This window comes from Halorubrum rutilum, from assembly GCF_024494565.1.
Genome location: NZ_JANHDN010000004.1, coordinates 252,361 through 269,109 on the forward strand (window position 1 = coordinate 252,361; position 16,749 = coordinate 269,109).

Genomic DNA, 16,749 nt, shown 5'->3' on the forward strand with positions numbered 1-16,749 from the left:
GGTCGCCGACCGTCCGCGGGGAGCCGGCCGCGAAGAGCAACCCTTACGCGCGCGGCACCCCGACTCGGTCGCATGAACGAGACAGCGGCCGCGTCGGCCGCCGGGGGAGGTGCGGCGGGGGACGACGCCGCCGGCGACCCGGTCCTCGTCGGCGAGGACGTCCGGCGGTCGTACGGCGACGTCGTCGCGCTCGACGGGGTCGACCTCCGCGTCGAGGCCGGCGAGGTGTTCGGGCTCATCGGCCCCAACGGCGCCGGCAAGACCACGCTCGTCCGCGCGCTGACGGGGACGACCGACGCCGAGGGCGACCTGCGCGTGTTCGGCGCCCCGCCCGACGCGGTCGACCCGCAGCGGATCGGGCTGCTCCCGCAGTCGTTCGACCCGCCGGAGCGCCTCACGGCGACCGAGCTCGTCGAGTACTACGGCGGCCTCTACGACGACGCCCGCGACGTCGAGTCGGTCCTGCGGGACGTGGGGATGGCCGGCGACGCCGACGCGTGGTACGAGACGCTCTCGGGCGGGCAGCGGCGCCGGACCTGCGTCGCGACCGCCGTCGTCAACGACCCGGACCTCCTCTTCCTCGACGAGCCGACCACGGGGATCGACCCCGCCGGCCGCCGGTCGATCCACCGCCTGATCGAGCGGCTCGCCGACGGCGGCACGACCGTCTTCCTCACGAGCCACGCGATGGACGAGGTCGAGCGGCTCGCCGACCGCGTCGCCCTCCTCCGGGACGGCGCGGTCGTCGCCGTCGGGCCGCCCGACGAGCTGATCGCCGAGCACGGCGGGGCGCCCCGACTTGACGTGACCCTCGACGGGCCCGCGGGCGAGGCGGTCGCCGGGCGCGTCGGCGAGCGCGCCGCGGCGGCGCTCGCGGGCGGCGCGGGCGACGGTTCGAACGACGTCGCCGTCGAGTCGACCCGCGACGGACTGCGGATCCGCGGCGTTCGACCCGAAGCGATCGGCGACGCGGTCGACGCCCTCGACGCGGCCGGGGTCGCCTTCGAGTCGATCGCGTGGTCCGAACCGTCGCTGGAGGACGTCTACCTGCGGCTCACCGGCGAGGAGTACTCGCCGCGCGAGGAGGTCCTCGACGGGGTGCCCCGAGACGGAGGCGACCGATGACCCGCGTGGGCCGGGTCCGCACCGAGGCGACCGCGGCGGCGCGGTCGTTCCTCCGCCGGCGGACGGCGGTGTTCTTCACGTTCTTTTTCCCCGTGATCCTCGTCGTCATCTTCGGCGCCTTAGTCCGCACCCAGCCGACCGGCGGGGGGCTGTTCGCGGAGCCGGCCGGCTACTACATCCCCGGCTACCTCGCGGTCGTCGTCCTCTTCACCCCCCTCTCGCGGGTCGGCTCCGAGATCGCCCGCCACCGCGACGGCGGCCGGTTCGAGAAGCTGGCGACGACCCCGCTCTCGCGGGCGGAGTGGCTGCTCGCGCACACCCTCGTCAACGTCGCGATCATCGGGGCGGCGAGCCTCCTGATCTTCGGGCTCGTGCTCGCGGTGACCGACGCCGAGCCGGTCGTCTCGCCCGCGCTCGCCGTCCTCCCCGTCTTCGTCGCCGTCGGCGTCGCGCTGTTCTGCGGGCTCGGGGCGGTGCTCGGCGCGCTCACCGACTCGCAGGACGGCGTGATCGCCGCGAGCAACACGGTCGCGCTCCCCCTCCTCTTCCTCTCGGAGACGTTCGTCTCTCCCGACCTGCTGCCGGGGTGGTTCCGGCCGGCCGTCGCCGCGTCGCCGCTGACGTACTTCGCGCGCGGGACGCGGGCGATCGTCCACGAGCCCGGGGCGTGGGTCGGCGACCTCGCCGCCCTCTCCGCCCTCGCCGTCGCGTTCCTCGCGGTCGGCGCGTACGCGGTCCCGCGGACGGATTAGGCGGAGGGCCGGCGGCCCGGCGTGGAGCGGGGAGCCGGCCGCTCGGCGCGGCGCCGCCCCGAAGCCGGTCATTTATACGGTCCGCCGCCGTCTCGGAGAGACGAGAGAGGGCCACCGTTGACGACCGTTCACTTCACCTGTTCCGACTGCGCGCAGACCATCGAGGTCAACGAGGAGATGCGGGAGACGATCCTCGCGGCCGGCTGTCCGGTGTGTACGACCGGCGCCAGCGAGGACGACTTCTCCGACGACCCCGACGACGGGTAGGCTCCCGCCCGGACGCGGTGCCCGCGCGGTCGGACCTCGGGGGGCGGAGCGTCGGCGGCCCCTCACTCCTCGTCGCGGTCGACGACGATCCGTCGGCCGGTGAGTCGCTCGGGGACGAACCGGTAGAGGTCGATGTCGAGGTCGGACTTCCCGTCGGCCCAGATCTCGAAGAGCGGGCGGCGGGTCTCGCCGTACTGCGCGATCGTCTCGGGCGTGAGCTCGTCGAGGTCGACGCGCCGGAGCACGCCGACGCCGACGACGCTCCCGTACTCGTCGCCGTCCTCCTCGTACACGACGATCCGCGCCTTCGGCTCGGAGGCGAGGAACTCGCGCTTCTCGCTGTCGGGCGTCGACACCAGCCGGAGGAAGGCGTCGCGGGACTCCTCGTCGAATCCGTAGGAGATCGGGATCGCGTACGGCGTCTCGTCGCGCGCGAGCGAGAGCACGCCGGTCTCGTGACGCGAGAGGAACGCGTCGACCTCCGCGTCGGTCATCTCGACCTCGCCGTTCGTCGCCATACGCGAAGGTCGGCGTACGCCGGGATAAAGGGCACGAGACGGATCGGGGGTGTGAGGACGCGAGCGGGAGTACCGGGACGCGAGCGGGGGGTGCGACGACGCGAGCGGGAACGACGAGGGGCGGGCGGTCCTACGCACTCTGCGGATCGGCGATGTCGCCCTCGGTGACGGGCTCGCCGCAGACGACGCAGCCCACGTCGAGCAGGGTCGCCCGCATGGCGTCGTCCACCTCGATCGACCGACGACACTCCGGGCAGACGAACGTGTGGGTCCGTGGGGTCGTCATGGATGCGCGTACGACGCGGACGCTCATGAAGGATGGATCGGATTCCAGAGGGTTCGGAATACGGTCGACCGACGGCGCGGGGCGGTCCCCGGCCGCTCAGTCGATCAGCGTCGAGAGCAGCTTCCGCTGCGCGGCGGCGATGTGCTCCGAGAACGTCGAGCGGTCGATGCCGAGCGAGTCGGCGACCTCGCCGGCGTTGGCCCCCTTCGGGTGGTCGAAGTAGCCGGCGTCGTAGGCGGTCGCGAGCACCTCGCGCTGGCGCTCGGTGAGGTCGCTCCGGTCGACGGTGACGAGGTCCGACTCCTCCGGCGTCGACGACGACTGGAGGAGCCGCAACACCTCCATGTCCGGGGTCGACTCCCGGAACGCGTCGAGGACCGACCGGAGCGTCGGGAGGTCGGTCGCGTGGAACGTGACGAGGAGCCGCCCGTCCCGGACGGTCGTCTCCGATGCGGGGAGCCCGTGGCGGTCGAGCACCGCGAACGGCGACGCCTCGTCGGGGTCGGTCTCGAACCGGTAGGCGGCCTTTGCGCCGTAGTCGAAGACGACGTCGACGCCCTCGGGCACCGACAGGTCGGCGTCGGCGACGAACTCGAAGACGACCGTCCCCGCGGCCCCGTCCGGAGCGGTCCGCGCGACGCTGTATATCGGCGTCGAGCCGTCGGCGATCCCGTCGAACGGCGACGGCGTCCCCGCCGGGAGCGAGACCTCCGCCCTGATTCCGGATCCCATCTGCGTCCGTCCGTGACCGCCCCCGGGCAAAACGTTGACGCCGCGGAAGCGGTGGCGGCGCGGAGCCGCCCGCGGCCGCGTCGGCCGGTCCGACGCCCGCCGCGGGAAGGAGGCGAGAGGCGGTCGAAGGCGACCGGGTTCGGCGCGTCCTTATAAAACACCCCTCATATGCAGGGGCGGTGTTGGGGTGGGTGGAACCGGTACGTACATCCATGAAGCGACAGGCCTCGTACGCGACCGGACCGACGACGGCGACCGAGGGCGACGAGACGCTGGACGCCACCTTCGACGTCCTCGCGGACCCGGACTGCCGAGCGATCCTCGGCGCCGCCGACACGCCGATGACGACGAGCGAGCTGGCCGACGCGTGCGACATCGCGCTCTCGACGGCATACCGGAAGGTCGAGCGCCTGAGCGAGACGCCGCTCCTCGTCGAGGGCGTCCGCTTCGACCCCGAGGGCGACCACGCCGCCGAGTACACCCGCGGCGCCACCGACGCGGCGATCGAACTCGGGGACGACGGTGTCACGCTGACCGTCGAGGACGGGGGCGTCGACTCGCTCACCGCGGCCGTCGAGACGACCGGGGTCTCGGCCGACTGAGCCCGGACCGATTTTTTCGTCTGCGATAATCGGGGAGTCAGCCTTATCTATCGCTCAGCGAACCGGTTCCGTATGCGCGACGGGCCGGACCCCGAGACCCTCCTGGACCTCGCTCAGGACAAGGTCGTGGTCCTCGACGAGGAAGGGGTGTACCGGCACCTGAACGCGGCCACCGCCGACGTGATCGGGTTCGACCCTGAGGAGCTCGTCGGCACGGACGCGTTCGAGCTCGTCCACCCCGAGGACGAGGCCCGTCTCCGGGAGACGTTCGCGGCGATCGTCGCCGGCGAGGCCGAGCCGGACGGACCCTTCGAATACCGCTACGCGACCGCCGACGGCGGGTGGGTGTGGCTCCGGACCAGGGTGCACACGCCCGACTCCACCGGGGTCGACGGCTACGTGTTGACCTCCCGCGACGTGACCCGCGAGGTGGAGTCGCGGCGTCGGTTGGAGACGATCGCCTCGGTGTCGCCGGACGTGTTCTGGATGTTCACCCCGGACTGGTCCGAGCTGCTGTTCGTCAACGACGCCGTCGAGCGGGTGTTCGACGTCCCCGCGGAGCGGCTCGAACGCGAGCCGCGGGTCTTCCTCGACTCGATCCACCCCGAGGACCGACCGTACGTAGAGCGAGCGATGCAGCGGCTCTCCGCCGGCGAGTCGACGCTGATCGACTACCGGCTCGGGACGCCCGACGGGGCCACCCGATGGGTTCGAGTGCCCGGCGAGCCGGTCGTGGAGGGTGACGAGGTCGTCGCCGTCACGGGCTTCGCGCGCGACGTCACGGACGAGTACCGCCGCGACCGCCAGCTCACCGTGATGGACAACCTGCTCCGGCACACGATCCGGAACGACATGAACATCGTCGACGGCACCGCGGAGCGGATCGTCGAGCGCGTGGCCGCCGCGGACGCGCTCGATCCGGAGGCCCGGGAGGGAGCCGAGACGACGGAGGGAACGGGGCCGGAGGAGACGGGGTCGGGGGAAACGGGGACGGCGGAGGAAACGGCGACAGGGGGAACGGACGGGTCGGCGGGGGCCGACCCCGACGAGCTGGCCGAGCTCGGCGCGGACGTCGCCGAGCACGCCGAGACGATCCGCCGCGTCGCCGCCGACCTCTTGGCGACCGCCGAGAAGCAGCGCGGCGTCATCGACCTGCTCCGCCAGCGCGGGTCGCCCCGGTCGGTGGAGATCGCGCCCGTCGTCGAGGAGGCGATCGACATGGTCGTCGACGACTGCGAGGGCCGCGACGAGATCGACGTCAGCTACCGCGAACCGGCCCCCGACGAGGCGGTCGGAGACGGAGCGCACGACTTCGAGTCGACCGCCGACGGGTCGCGGAACCGCGGCTCGGACGCCGACGGATCGCGGGGATCGGACTCGGACGCCGACGGCGGGGACGTCGCGACCGTCTCCGTCTCGTACCCGCGGGACGTGGAGGCGTTCACGCACCCGGAACTGGACTACGCGATCGCCGAGCTCGTCGAGAACGCCATCGAGCACGCGGAGTCGGCGCCGCGCGTCCGGATAGACGTGACGGAGGCGGACGAGAGCGTCGAGATCGCGATCCGGGACAACTGCCCGCCCATCCCGACGGAGGAGCGGTACGTCATCACCGACCGGTGGGAGATGGACGACCTGCGCCACACCGGGGGGATGGGCCTGTGGCTCGTCTACTGGGTCGCGAACCGGTCTGGCGGCGACCTCTCCTTCGACACCCATCCGGACGGGAACGTCGTGACGCTCAGCGTCCCGAGCGCCGGGCGGGAGACGGAGGAGGCCCCGGCCGCGTCGACGCTCCCCGACCGACCGCGGACGACGGCGGACCGCGCGAACCGCGGGGCGGACGCCGAGAGGGGCGGCGAGGTCGGCCCGGAACCGGGAGGCGGTGCGGGAACCGATTGAGGGTGCGGGGCGGTTCAGACGGGTGACCCGTCGACGGCCCGAACGGCCCGCCGCCGACCCGGGCGGTTCCCGATCGGTCGTTCGTGATTGACTCGGCTACCGAACGGGCTCCCACGGATCTTAAGCCGCCGGTTCGCGTAGCTCCACGCTGATGGGTACGCTCAACGAGCTGTTCGACCCGGATCGGGTCGCCGTCGTCGGCGCGACCGCGCGCGAGGGGGCCGTCGGCCGCGCGGTCACGTCGAACCTGCTCGACGACTTCGACGGCGACACCGTTCCCGTCAACCCGAACTACGACGAGGTGCTCGGGACGCCCTGCGTCGACGAGGTGGGCGACGCCGACGCCGACGTCGCCGTGGTCGTCGTGCCGCCCTCGATCGTGTTGGACGCGATCGAGGCGTGCGGCGCGGCCGGCGTCCGGAACGTCGTCGTGATCACCGCCGGGTTCGGCGAGACGGGGGAGGACGGGGCGGCGCGGGAGCGGCGCCTCGCCGAGATAGCCGACGAGCACGACCTCGACCTCGTCGGCCCCAACAGCCTGGGGATCATGTCGACGCCCTCGGGCATGAACGCGACGTTCGGGCCGGAGAACGCGCTCCCCGGCGGGCTCTCCTTCATGAGCCAGTCGGGCGCGTTCGTCACCGCGGTCCTCGACTGGGCCAACGACAACGGGATCGGGTTCAAGGACGTCGTCTCGCTCGGCAACAAGGCCGTCCTCGACGAGACGGACTTCGTCGACCACTGGGGCGACGACGAGGAGACCGACGTGATCATCGGCTACCTGGAGGGGATCGAGGACGGCCGCGAGTTCATCGAGACCGCCCGCGAGACGACCCGGGACACGCCGATCGTCGCGGTGAAGTCCGGCCGGACGAGCGCCGGCGCGCAGGCCGCCTCCTCGCACACCGGCACGCTCGCGGGCTCCGACAAGGCGTACGAGGCCGGGCTCGACCAGGCCGGCGTCATCCGCGCCGAGTCGGTCGACGAGCTGTTCGACTCGGCGGGCATCCTCGGGAGCCAGCCGCTCCCCGACACCGACAGCGTCGCGATCGTCACCAACGCCGGCGGCCCGGGCGTGATGGCGACCGACGCGGTCGGCGACGCCGACCTCGACATGGCGTCGTTCACCCGGGAGACGACCGATCGGCTCGCCGACGCGATGCCCGAGGAGGCGAACATCCACAACCCGGTCGACGTGATCGGCGACGCCGACGTGGAGCGGTTCCGCGAGGCGCTGGAGATCACGGTCGCCGACGACGACGTCGGGGCCGCGCTCGTGTTGGCCGCCCCCACCGCCACCATCGACTTCGACGAGCTGGCGGGCGCGATCACCGACGTGAGCGACGAGATGGACGCGCCCGTCGCCGCCTGCCTGATGGGCGGCGACCGCACCCGCGAGCCGAAACAGCGGCTGCAGGCGAAGGGGATCCCCTGTTACTTCGACCCCGCCCGCGGGATCGAGAGCCTCGCGACGCTCGCGCGGTACCGTGACATCAGGGAGCGGGAGTACGCGCCCCCGATGTCGTTCGACGTCGACCGCGAGCGCGCCCGCGAGATCCTGGGAGCGGTGCGCGACCGCGACGACAACCGCCTCGGCGTCGAGGCGATGGAGCTGCTCGACGCGTACGGCATCCCCACGCCCGACGGCGAGATCGTCGACACCCCCGAGCGCGCCGCCGAGGTCGCTTCCGGGATCGACGGCGACGTGGTGATGAAGATCGTCTCGCCGGACATCCTTCACAAGAGCGACATCGGCGGCGTCGCCGTCGGCGTCGCCGACGCGGACGTGGCCGACACCTACGAGGACCTGATCACCCGGGCGCGCAACTACCAGCCGGACGCGACCGTGCTCGGCGTGCAGGTGCAGGAGATGGTCGACCTGGAGGACGGCGTCGAGACGATCGTCGGGATGAACCGCGACCCGCAGTTCGGCCCGCTGCTGATGTTCGGGCTCGGCGGCATCTTCGTGGAGGTGATGGAGGACACCACCTTCCGCGTCGCGCCCGTCTCGGAGCCCGAGGCGCGCGAGATGACCGAGGAGATCCAGTCGGCGCCGCTGCTGCGCGGCGCCCGCGGCCGCGATCCGGTCGACGTCGACGCCGTGGTCGAGACGATCGGCCGGCTCTCCCAGCTGGTCACCGACTTCCCCGCAATCTTAGAACTCGACATCAACCCGCTCGTCGCACTGCCCGACGCCGACGGCGGCGCGAACGCCGCCGCCGTCGACGTGAGACTCACCGTCGACCCGGAGGCGCTCGACCCGGAGGCGCTCGACCCGGTCGACGCCGACCCCGAAGTCACCGACTCGGAGGAACCCACCAATGACTGACACACCCACCACACTCGTCACCGCGACCGGAGAAGGCGCCGGAAAGACAGCGATCGCCGTCGCGCTCGCGCGGCTCGCCGCCGACCGCGACCGCAGCGTCGGCTACATGAAACCGAAGGGGACGCGGCTCCAGTCGAACGTCGGCAAGACGCTCGACCAGGACCCCATGCTCGCCCGCGAGGTGCTCGGTCTCGACTCCGAGATGCACCAGATGGAGCCCGTCGTCTACTCGCCGACGTTCGTCGAGGGCGCGATCCGCGGCACCGAGGACGCCGATGCCCTCAGCGACCGGATCCGCGAGGAGTACGAGGAGCTCGCGGCCGACCGCGACCGCATGTTCGTCGAGGGGGGCGGCAGCTGGACCACCGGCGGCGTCGTCGACCTCACCGACGTCGACGTCGCGGAGCTGCTCGACGCGCGGGTCGTGCTCGTCGCCGAGTACGGCTCGCCGAACGACCTCGACGACGTGCTCGCGGCCGCCGACGCCTTCGGCGACCGCCTCGCCGGCGTCGTGTTCAACAAGGTCTCCGACGACGCGTTCGACTCGCTCGGCCAGGACGGGATCCCGTTCCTCGAGTCGCGCGGGATCACCGTCTTCGGCGCGATCCCCCACGAGAAGGAGCTCGCGGGCGTCACCGTCGGCGAGCTGGCCGACGAACTCGGCGCCGAGCTGCTCACCGACGCGCCGACGGACGGCTTCGTCGAGCGCTTCCTCGTCGGGGCGATGGGCGGCGACGAGGCGCTGCGGTACTTCCGACGCGCCCGCGACGCCGCCGTCATCACCGGCGGCGACCGCGCGGACGTCCAGACCGCGGCGCTCGACGCCTCCGGCGTCGCCTGTCTCGTCCTGACCGGCGGCCACCGCCCCTCCGGCGCGGTGCTCGGGAAGGCCGCGGACGCCGGCAAGCCCGTCCTCGCCGTGAACACGGACACCGTCACCGCGATCGACCGCGCCGAGGGGATCGTCCGCAGCGGGCGGACCCGGGACGCGCGCACCGTGGACCGGATGGCGGAGCTGCTCGACGCGCACGTCGACGTCGACGCGTTGCTGTAGGCTCTCGGTCGCCGCCGCCCCGCGACGCCCGCCTCGTCCCCCGCGCGGGGGAACGTCTGACGTACTGTTTTCACGGAGGACGACGTAGGCCGCGTATGACCAGTCTCTCGGAGGCGTACGGTGGACGGGGGGGCTCCGAGGTCGACCCGCGCCGGCTGTACCTCGGCGTGGGCTCGTTCGTCGCCGGAACCCTACTGCTCGTCGCCGGGCTGTTCGTGGCCGCGGAGGTCGTGCTCCCGAGCGGCTACGGCTCCGCCGAGGCGCGGCGGCTCGGCGGCGTGCTCGGCGGCGTGGGCGTCCCATTGGTGTTGCTCGGCGTGATGACCGTCCTGCCGGCGGATCGAAGCACGCGCGTCGCCGCGGTCGTCGGGGCGAGCGTGATGTGCCTCGGCGTCGCGCTGTTCGCGTACGCGTACCCCTACCACTGGGTGAGCGGGCCGCGCCCGGAGCTGACCGACCTCACGCTGCCGACCGCGGGGCTGTACTTCGTCGGCGCCGCGACGACGCTGTGGAGCGTCTTCATCGGCGTCGCCAACTTCAAGACGCGGAACGACCCCGGCGGCACCGTCACGATGGAGGTGACCCACAAGGGCGAGACGAAGGTCATCGAGGTCGGCCGCAACCAGCTCGACGGGGCCGGCGGCGTCGGGCTCCTCGGCGGGACCCCCGACGGCGACGTGGAGACGCAGACGAACCGGCCGGACCGCGCCGGTGGGAGCGACGGGTCGACCGGCGACGGGCCGCGGTCCAGGAGCCGACCGTCGGTCGGGGAGGAGTCGCCGGCCGGCGGCGGATCGCCGACCCGGAACGGATCGGCGACCGGGACGGGGCCGACGACCGGTTCCGGAGGCGGCCTCGGCGCGGGGCGCTCGGACGCCCTCTCCGGCGGTCGAGGCGGCGGCTCCGCCGGCGTGAGCGACGGCGGCGAGTCCGGCACGGACATCCGGTCGCCCCTCGACGACGCGGGGTCGGCGGGACCGAACGGACCCGCGGGGCCGGGCGAGGACGGACGAAGCGGGGCGGACATCTCCCCCGGCGTCGACGCCGCCGCGCGCGACGGTCCCGGCGACACGTACTGCGGGAACTGCACGCACTTCGACTACGTCCGGACCGATCAGGGGATGCAGCCGTACTGCGGGCACCACGATGAGCTGATGGACGACATGGACGCCTGCGAGGAGTGGACGCCGCGGTAGCTCTCAGGGGCGCTTTCCGAACCGGCACGCCGCCTACCCGCTCTTCCGCTCGCCGACGCCGGCCGCCGACGGGAGCTGCGACTCCGCGACGGCGAACGCGAGCGTGCTCAGCACGGCCGTGAGCGTCCCGGCCGCGAGCGCCATCGCGAGGTCCGGGAGCCCGAGCGACGTGACGCCCGGCGCGTCCGGCAGGAAGAACCCGGAGACGGCGTACAGCACGACGGCGATGGAGAGCACGTAGAAGGGGGCGTTGAGGTACCGCCACCGGAAGCGTCCGCCGAGGTACTCGTCGGTGATCTGTCCGAGGCTGGAGGTGACCCCGGCGACCGCGAGCCACTGGACGAAGCCGTGGACGAACGCCGCGAGGGTCACGCCGGCCGTGATCGACCCGCCGCGGACCGCGCTGACGGCCTCGACCGTCTCCGTCCCCTGGACGCCGCCGACGACGATCAGCGCGAGCGCGACGACGTAGGTGACGAGCGTCACCCGCCCCGTGTAGAGGACGTTCCGCACGGTCGAGGCCGCGCCGTCGACGGTCTCCTCCAGCCCGAGGCCGCGGAACAGCGAGTAGAGCCCGACGAGCCCGGAGAGGATCCCGAGGACGGCCGCGCCGGCGACGTCGAAGAGGTTCGCGACGACGACCAGGGGGTAGATGAGCAGGAGGACGCCGAGCGGGACCAGAATGGTGCCGCGGGTCTCCGGGTCCGCCAGCACCTGCTTGATCGTGTAGTAGAGCGACTCCAAGTCCTGCGCCTGCCGGACGACGACGCGGCGCATCCCGTCGATCGGCATCCGGGAGCGGATCACCGGGAGGACGGACTCGTCCTGCGCGCCGTCGGTGATCACGACCGCGGAGACCTCCTCGCCGGTCGACAGCTCGGCGAGGACGCGGTCGACCTCCTTGCCGACCGCGCGGTTCGCCTTCACGTCGGCGCCGTCCACGCCGGTGACGGCGGCGACCTCGACCGCCTCGCCGCCGGCCGCCAGCTCGTCGTGGACGTTCACGCCCTGGAAGAGGACGTTCACGTCCGAGTCCTCCGGGTCGGCCGTCGCGAGCGCGACGGCGGCCTCGGTGACGTCGTCGGCGCCGATCACCGGGGTCGGGATCCCGGTCTTGCGGCCGAGGTCGTCGTCGAGGTCGACGCAGAGGACCAACAGCATTACGCGACGCTATGCGAGGGGCCGACATATGTTTTCGGCTCGCGTCGGCGACTTGACGGCTCGCGGGGCGCGGCTCTCGCGCGTTCGGTCGCGTGTGCCCGGTCCGTGTGTGGTCGCGTGCGCCCGGTCGAGTCGACCGACCGTCGCGTCGTTCCGTTGCCCTCAGTCGTCGTCCGAGGCCGGCTCGTGTTCGATCCCGTTCATCATCCGGCGGACGTTCTCGCCGTCGCTGAACGACGCCGGGTACGCCGCGAGCGGCAGGACGAAGTCGTCGCCGGTCTCGACCGGCTCCCCGACGTGGAGCTCCAGCTCGACGCCCGCGCCCGTCCCCCCGATCTCGCCCTCCGCCGTGTAGACGACGACGTCGGCGTCTGCGCCGAGGACCGTCGTCGAGTACTCGGAGCCGCGCTCCAGGTCGCCGACGTCCTCGTAGCGGCTCAGGATGATCTCCGCGCGCTCGCGGGTCGTGAAGTCGGCGATCGGGTTGAGCGCTTCCCCGAGGACCTCCACCCGCGGCGTCGCCACCGCGGCGAAGACGGCGGCCTGGTAGCGCTCGCCGAACAGCTCCACGGCCTTGTCGTACTCCGCGACGGTGTTCGTCACGCGGACCTCCCGCGTCCGTCCGGCCACCTCGACCTCCCGGGTGATCGTCTCGTCGGTCACCTCGTTGAGCTCGTAGCCGCTCTCCGAGAGCGTCGCGTCGGCGACCGTCGCGGTCCCGGCGGCGAACTCCGCGGGGCCGTCGCCGCTGACGACGTCGTACGCGGTGCAGCCGGCGAGGCCCGCGAGGCCGGCCGCACCGCCGACCGCGAGGGCGCGACGGCGGGTGATCGCGTCGCTCGCGGTCCGGTTCTCGGCGTCGTCGTCGACGGTCGGCTCTCGGTTCATGGCCGGCACTGGCGCCGGCGGGGGTACATACTTTGTGTCCGAGTCGCCCCGTGCGCGGCGCCGTCGAGCGTCGGAACCGCCCCGTGGCAACGGATCCCCCGGGAACGCGCGCTTCGGACGCTTTTTGAGGCCGCGGCCGGTAGGGAGGGGTAGATGATCTCCAAGGGCTGTGAACAGTGCGCCAAGGGCGGCAAGATGGTGCTGTTCGTCTACGGCTACTGCGACCAGCGGGACTGCTTCTACTGCCCCCTCGGAGAGAACCGGAAGAACGTCACCGACGTGTACGCAAACGAGCGGAAGGTCGAGTCCGACGAGGACGTGATTCGAGAGGCCAAGCGCATGAGCGCGCTCGGCACCTCGATCACCGGCGGCGAGCCGCAGGAGGCGATGGCGAAGACGTGCCGGTACCTCGAACTGCTGAAAGACGAGTTCGGCGAGGACCACCACACCCACCTCTACACCGGGATCACGGGCGGCCGCGAGAACATGCGGAAGCTCTCCGAGGCCGGCCTCGACGAGATCCGCTTCCACCCGCCGCTGGAGATGTGGGGCGACATGCACGGCACCGAGTGGGAGGAGATCCTCCACGTCGCCCGCGAAGAGGGGCTCACGCCCGCCTTCGAGATCCCCGGCATCCGCGCGGAGCCGGAGTTCCTGGACTTTTTGGACGAGGGCGCCGCCGAGTTCTGTAACATCAACGAGTTCGAGATGTCCGACGGGAACTACCGTCGGATGCAGGAGGAGGGGTTCGAGCTGCAGGACGGGCACATGTCCGCCGTCGAGGGGTCGAAGGACGACGCGATCGTCTCGGAGATGGCGAGCCACGAGAAGGTGTACTTCTGTACCTCGGTGTTCAAAGACGCCGCGCAACACCGCAACCGCCTGAAGCGGATGGCGGAGAACATCCGCCGCGAGTTCGACGAGGTGACCGACGACGGCACGCTCGTCTACGGGAAGGCGTTCGCCGACCCGGAGCGCTTCGACGCGCTCGGCGTCCCCGAGGAGTTCTACACCGCGAAGTCGAACCACGTCGAGGTCGCGTGGTGGCTCCTCGAAGAGATGGTCGAGGACGGCGACCTCGACGAGGGGGAAATCGTCGAGCAGTACCCGACCGTCGACGGCACCGTCGTCGAGCGGACGCCGGTCGCCTGAACGGACAGGGTTCGGGTCTTGTTCCGCTGGTCGGCATCCCCGTCTACTCGTGGATGCGGTGGCGCGTGCCTGCGAGCGGCCGATAGGCCGCGAGGAGCACGCGCGAGGGACGCGGCGACCGGAGCGAAGCGGAGGGAGCCGCGAGGCTGGGGAGGCGTGAGGTGCGGTGCTGTGCGGGGCGGGATTCAAAGGGGTAGCCGTGAGACGACCTGAGGCGGCGCAAGCACCACAGCGAGTGAACGGAGTGAACGAGCGAGGAGCGCAGCGAGCGTCAGGCCGTCTCACGGCTGGGGCTTTGGCGGTGTTCGCCGCCGATCGGTGGTCGTATATCCCACCCGTGTCGTGCTACCTACTATCACAATTATAAGTCATAAACACGTACCCCCCTGTATGGCTACCGACGAACCCGTCTTCGCTGACGTGAGTATCGGACAGACGGTGTACGACGAGTCGGGCGAGGAACTCGGCACCGTCCGCGGGGTCGACGACGACGGGTTCTACGTCTCGTCGCCGTCCGGATCGAAGTCGCTGAGCCTCACCGACGCGCGCGACGTGTTCGGCACCGCCTACGTGATGTGGCGCTGCTGGGAGTGCGGCGAGATGGGCGAGATCGGCACGGAGCTCCCCGAGAACTGCCCGAACTGCGACGCGCCGCGCGAGGATCTGTACTACTGGGCCGAGGACTGAGACGACTACTGCGAGAAGCACCGTCGTTTCTCCGGTCTCTGTTTATATTCAGTCGACCGCGCAGACGCTGCTGACAGCCTCGAAGTCCCAACCGCTCGGCTGTACGGAGTTGATCGTGAATCGCCGGCGACAACCCCCGAAGCCCCAACCGGGAGGACTCGATGCGCTCGCTGTGCTCCTCGGTCGCTCGTTTCACTCGCTCCCTGCGGTGCTTGCGTCGCCTCAGGTCGTCTCCCGGCTGCCCCTTCGAGTCCCACCCCGCACCGCGGCCTCGCGCCTCCCCAGCCTCGCCGCTCACGCCCTACGGGCGTTCGCGGCGTCCCTCGCGCGTGCTCTTCGCGGCCGCCTTCGGCGGCCACTCGGAGGCACGCGCCACCGCCTTACCTTTTCAGGAGTGGCCGCCCTCCCGACCGTTCGGCTCGTCGCCGCGACCGTCCTGTTCGTCGCCCACCTGTTCCCGGAGGCGCTCGACCTCGGCTTCCAGTTCGGCGATCCGGTCGGCGTCCGGCCGGTCGTCTCGCTCGTCTTCGTCGTCGGAGCGCAGCGCGAAGAACAGCACCGCGCCCGCGACGAGGACGAGGGGCACGCCGAAGAGGAGCACGGCGATGATCAGGACGATCAGGAGTTCGGGCCCGGCGGGGATACCGCCGAACGCGGGGACGAGAGAGACCATGCGCTACCCACTCGGCCTCGCGACTAAAGGGATGGGGAGGGAGGCGTGCCGTCGCCCGGCGGCTCAGCCCGCGTCGACGAAGTCCGCGAGGTTCGCCTGGAGCCCGGCCGCGAGCGTCGACTTCCGGCGGAGGCGAGCGAGCGAGATCGGGAGGCGGTCGGCGACGCCGCGGACCGCCTCGCCGAACGTCTCCGCGGTCCCGCGCTCGCCCTCGAAGGCGTTCCGGACCGCCTCGCGCACCTGCCACACGCCGACCGGGCCCCAGTAGTCGTCGGAGACGTGGCGGCAGACGAGCGCCTTCGCCTGTCGCCCGCGGTCGTCGAGGTGCTCTAAGACGCCGAGCCGGGCCGCGTAGTAGGCGCCCGCGGTCTCCTCGACGTAGCCGGTCCGGCCCTCGCGGCCCTCGCTCGCGGCCGAGAGGGAGACGCCGGCCTCGGGGTCTGGGTTCCAGATCGAGCCGGGCGCCTTCATCTCGACGAGCTCGTACTCCCACTGCCCCGGCACGAGGATCACCCAGAAGGCGTTGCCGAGGTACTCGTTGCGGTGGACCTCGATCCGGTCGACCGTCGGGTCGTCGCGGATCGACCCGCGGAGGAACTGGCCGACCGTGTCGTCGACGGCGGTGATCGACCAGCGCGTCGGGACGAGCCGGCGGTTCTCGCCGCGGCCGAGCGCGCCCGCCGAGAGGATCGTGTTGATCTCGTACACGTCGAACCCGCGGCGGTAGAGGTACGTCATCGCCCCCTCGGCGCGCCAGTCGTCGTCTTCGAGCGTCTTCTGCACCGGCCGCGGGACGTGCGGGTTCTCGCCGAGCTCGGCGGTGCGGGCGGCCGCGCGCGGCCCCGTCGGCGTCTTGATGTCCTCGGTGCCCACCTCGAAGTCGAGGTCCGGCCGGCCGTCAAGCCCGATTTCCACGTCGACCGGGCGGTCCGCGATCGCGACCTCGCGTTGGACGCCGAGCCAGCCGTCCCACGCGTCCTGGACGCTCTCCGCCGGCCCGTCGCCGCCCCCGATCGACGCCACCCCGCCGGTCGCCCCGGCGTCCGCGACGTCGACGCCGCGGGTCGAGTTGAGCAGGCTCGTCCGGCGGTCGAACACGTCCGAGATGGAGACGCCCTCGTCGTACCACGCCGCGGAGGTCTCGAACGCCGCCGCGCGCTCCTCGCGGCCGACCGGCGAGAGCAGCCCGGTCGAGACGTTGGGGTAGTCCGCGCGGCCGACGAAGATGGAGGGCGAGACGCTACCGACCACGGCGTCGTCGGAGACGTGCTCCTCGAAGCGCCGCTCGAAGGAGTCGAGGTGGTCGAGGATGCCGTAGTCCTTCTCGCTCGCGAGGCGCCGCCGCTCGGCGCGCTCGTTCGCCTCGAACTCGATGAACTCGTCGAGCCGCATTCGCCGTCGAGTAGGGCCGAGCGCGACTTGACG

General features: G+C 71.8%; 17 protein-coding genes. 10 read left to right on the forward strand and 7 right to left on the reverse strand.

Annotation, left to right across the window (positions count from 1 at the left end):
* The first annotated feature begins 72 nt into the window (after positions 1-72).
* The 3 genes from NO900_RS10390 (at position 73) to NO900_RS10400 (ending at position 2,144) form a co-directional block, all read left to right on the forward strand.
* Complete coding sequence (locus NO900_RS10390; protein ID WP_256409152.1) at positions 73-1,125, forward strand: ABC transporter ATP-binding protein; 1,053 nt, start codon at positions 73-75, stop codon at positions 1,123-1,125.
* The gene (locus NO900_RS10395; RefSeq protein ID WP_256409153.1) at positions 1,122-1,877 is read left to right on the forward strand and encodes an ABC transporter permease; all 756 of its coding nucleotides are present in this window, start codon (positions 1,122-1,124) and stop codon (positions 1,875-1,877) included. The genes NO900_RS10390 and NO900_RS10395 overlap by 4 nt, the downstream gene beginning before the upstream one ends.
* Before the next feature lie 117 nt (positions 1,878-1,994).
* Positions 1,995-2,144, forward strand: coding sequence for a DUF7560 family zinc ribbon protein (locus NO900_RS10400; protein WP_256409154.1), 150 nt, complete (start codon positions 1,995-1,997; stop codon positions 2,142-2,144).
* Positions 2,145-2,206: 62 nt separating this feature from the next.
* On the opposite strand, the gene NO900_RS10405 is transcribed toward NO900_RS10400, so the two are convergent.
* From NO900_RS10405 to NO900_RS10415, 3 genes are all read right to left on the reverse strand, one after another.
* On the reverse strand, positions 2,207-2,662 hold the full coding sequence (locus NO900_RS10405) for a pyridoxamine 5'-phosphate oxidase family protein (RefSeq protein ID WP_256409155.1): 456 nt from the start codon (positions 2,660-2,662) through the stop codon (positions 2,207-2,209).
* 130 nt (positions 2,663-2,792) lie between these two features.
* Positions 2,793-2,948: a DUF7560 family zinc ribbon protein gene (locus tag NO900_RS10410; protein WP_256409156.1), complete on the reverse strand. Its 156-nt coding sequence runs from the start codon at positions 2,946-2,948 to the stop codon at positions 2,793-2,795.
* Between the two features lie 96 nt (positions 2,949-3,044).
* Positions 3,045-3,680, reverse strand: a complete 636-nt coding sequence (locus NO900_RS10415; protein ID WP_256409157.1) for a helix-turn-helix domain-containing protein — start codon at positions 3,678-3,680, stop codon at positions 3,045-3,047.
* A gap of 212 nt (positions 3,681-3,892) precedes the next feature.
* Between NO900_RS10415 and NO900_RS10420 the strand changes: the two genes are divergently transcribed.
* The 5 genes from NO900_RS10420 to NO900_RS10440 all read left to right on the forward strand — a co-directional run bounded on the left by NO900_RS10420 (position 3,893) and on the right by NO900_RS10440 (position 10,763).
* Positions 3,893-4,282 carry a winged helix-turn-helix domain-containing protein gene (locus NO900_RS10420; protein ID WP_256409158.1) on the forward strand — a complete coding sequence of 130 codons (390 nt, stop codon included), beginning with the start codon at positions 3,893-3,895 and terminating at the stop codon, positions 4,280-4,282.
* 72 nt (positions 4,283-4,354) lie between these two features.
* On the forward strand, positions 4,355-6,184 hold the full coding sequence (locus tag NO900_RS10425) for a PAS domain-containing sensor histidine kinase (protein WP_256409159.1): 1,830 nt from the start codon (positions 4,355-4,357) through the stop codon (positions 6,182-6,184).
* A 151-nt stretch (positions 6,185-6,335) separates the two neighbouring features.
* On the forward strand, positions 6,336-8,513 hold the full coding sequence (locus NO900_RS10430) for an acetate--CoA ligase family protein (RefSeq protein WP_256409160.1): 2,178 nt from the start codon (positions 6,336-6,338) through the stop codon (positions 8,511-8,513).
* Positions 8,506-9,567, forward strand: coding sequence for a phosphotransacetylase family protein (locus tag NO900_RS10435; RefSeq protein ID WP_256409161.1), 1,062 nt, complete (start codon positions 8,506-8,508; stop codon positions 9,565-9,567). Before NO900_RS10430 ends, NO900_RS10435 begins: the two co-directional genes overlap by 8 nt.
* Positions 9,568-9,662: 95 nt before the next feature.
* A complete protein-coding gene (locus NO900_RS10440) occupies positions 9,663-10,763 on the forward strand; it encodes a cell division protein CdpA domain-containing protein (RefSeq protein WP_256409162.1) in 1,101 nt (366 codons plus the stop codon).
* 33 nt (positions 10,764-10,796) lie between these two features.
* On the opposite strand, the gene NO900_RS10445 is transcribed toward NO900_RS10440, so the two are convergent.
* Complete coding sequence (locus NO900_RS10445; RefSeq protein WP_256409163.1) at positions 10,797-11,924, reverse strand: DUF373 family protein; 1,128 nt, start codon at positions 11,922-11,924, stop codon at positions 10,797-10,799.
* Between the two features lie 162 nt (positions 11,925-12,086).
* Positions 12,087-12,812 (reverse strand): DUF6517 family protein, encoded by a 726-nt coding sequence (locus NO900_RS10450; protein ID WP_256409164.1) that lies wholly within the window; start codon positions 12,810-12,812, stop codon positions 12,087-12,089.
* A gap of 153 nt (positions 12,813-12,965) precedes the next feature.
* Here NO900_RS10450 and NO900_RS10455 point away from each other — a divergent pair, with 153 nt between their 5' ends.
* The gene (locus NO900_RS10455) at positions 12,966-13,964 is read left to right on the forward strand and encodes a radical SAM protein (RefSeq protein ID WP_256409165.1); all 999 of its coding nucleotides are present in this window, start codon (positions 12,966-12,968) and stop codon (positions 13,962-13,964) included.
* A gap of 390 nt (positions 13,965-14,354) precedes the next feature.
* Entirely contained in the window at positions 14,355-14,651 is a 297-nt protein-coding gene (locus NO900_RS10460) for a DUF7130 family rubredoxin-like protein (protein ID WP_256409166.1), read from the forward strand.
* Between the two features lie 388 nt (positions 14,652-15,039).
* Here the strand turns inward: NO900_RS10460 and NO900_RS10465 are convergent, their stop codons facing one another.
* Both NO900_RS10465 and nreA read right to left on the reverse strand, forming a co-directional pair.
* Positions 15,040-15,324, reverse strand: a complete 285-nt coding sequence (locus NO900_RS10465; RefSeq protein WP_256409167.1) for a preprotein translocase subunit TatA — start codon at positions 15,322-15,324, stop codon at positions 15,040-15,042.
* A 63-nt stretch (positions 15,325-15,387) separates the two neighbouring features.
* The gene (nreA, locus tag NO900_RS10470; RefSeq protein ID WP_256409168.1) at positions 15,388-16,716 is read right to left on the reverse strand and encodes a DNA repair protein NreA; all 1,329 of its coding nucleotides are present in this window, start codon (positions 16,714-16,716) and stop codon (positions 15,388-15,390) included.
* Between the last annotated feature and the right edge of the window lie 33 nt (positions 16,717-16,749).

Coding starts and splice junctions, on each gene's coding strand:
- NO900_RS10390 (WP_256409152.1), top strand. CDS start 73: ATGAACGAGACAGCGGCCGCGTCGGCCGCCGGGGGAGGTGCGGCGGGG.
- NO900_RS10395 (WP_256409153.1), top strand. CDS start 1,122: ATGACCCGCGTGGGCCGGGTCCGCACCGAGGCGACCGCGGCGGCGCGG.
- NO900_RS10405 (WP_256409155.1), bottom strand. CDS start 2,662: ATGGCGACGAACGGCGAGGTCGAGATGACCGACGCGGAGGTCGACGCG.
- NO900_RS10410 (WP_256409156.1), bottom strand. CDS start 2,948: ATGACGACCCCACGGACCCACACGTTCGTCTGCCCGGAGTGTCGTCGG.
- NO900_RS10415 (WP_256409157.1), bottom strand. CDS start 3,680: ATGGGATCCGGAATCAGGGCGGAGGTCTCGCTCCCGGCGGGGACGCCG.
- NO900_RS10420 (WP_256409158.1), top strand. CDS start 3,893: ATGAAGCGACAGGCCTCGTACGCGACCGGACCGACGACGGCGACCGAG.
- NO900_RS10425 (WP_256409159.1), top strand. CDS start 4,355: ATGCGCGACGGGCCGGACCCCGAGACCCTCCTGGACCTCGCTCAGGAC.
- NO900_RS10430 (WP_256409160.1), top strand. CDS start 6,336: ATGGGTACGCTCAACGAGCTGTTCGACCCGGATCGGGTCGCCGTCGTC.
- NO900_RS10435 (WP_256409161.1), top strand. CDS start 8,506: ATGACTGACACACCCACCACACTCGTCACCGCGACCGGAGAAGGCGCC.
- NO900_RS10440 (WP_256409162.1), top strand. CDS start 9,663: ATGACCAGTCTCTCGGAGGCGTACGGTGGACGGGGGGGCTCCGAGGTC.
- NO900_RS10445 (WP_256409163.1), bottom strand. CDS start 11,924: ATGCTGTTGGTCCTCTGCGTCGACCTCGACGACGACCTCGGCCGCAAG.
- NO900_RS10450 (WP_256409164.1), bottom strand. CDS start 12,812: ATGAACCGAGAGCCGACCGTCGACGACGACGCCGAGAACCGGACCGCG.
- NO900_RS10455 (WP_256409165.1), top strand. CDS start 12,966: ATGATCTCCAAGGGCTGTGAACAGTGCGCCAAGGGCGGCAAGATGGTG.
- NO900_RS10460 (WP_256409166.1), top strand. CDS start 14,355: ATGGCTACCGACGAACCCGTCTTCGCTGACGTGAGTATCGGACAGACG.
- NO900_RS10465 (WP_256409167.1), bottom strand. CDS start 15,324: ATGGTCTCTCTCGTCCCCGCGTTCGGCGGTATCCCCGCCGGGCCCGAA.
- nreA (WP_256409168.1), bottom strand. CDS start 16,716: ATGCGGCTCGACGAGTTCATCGAGTTCGAGGCGAACGAGCGCGCCGAG.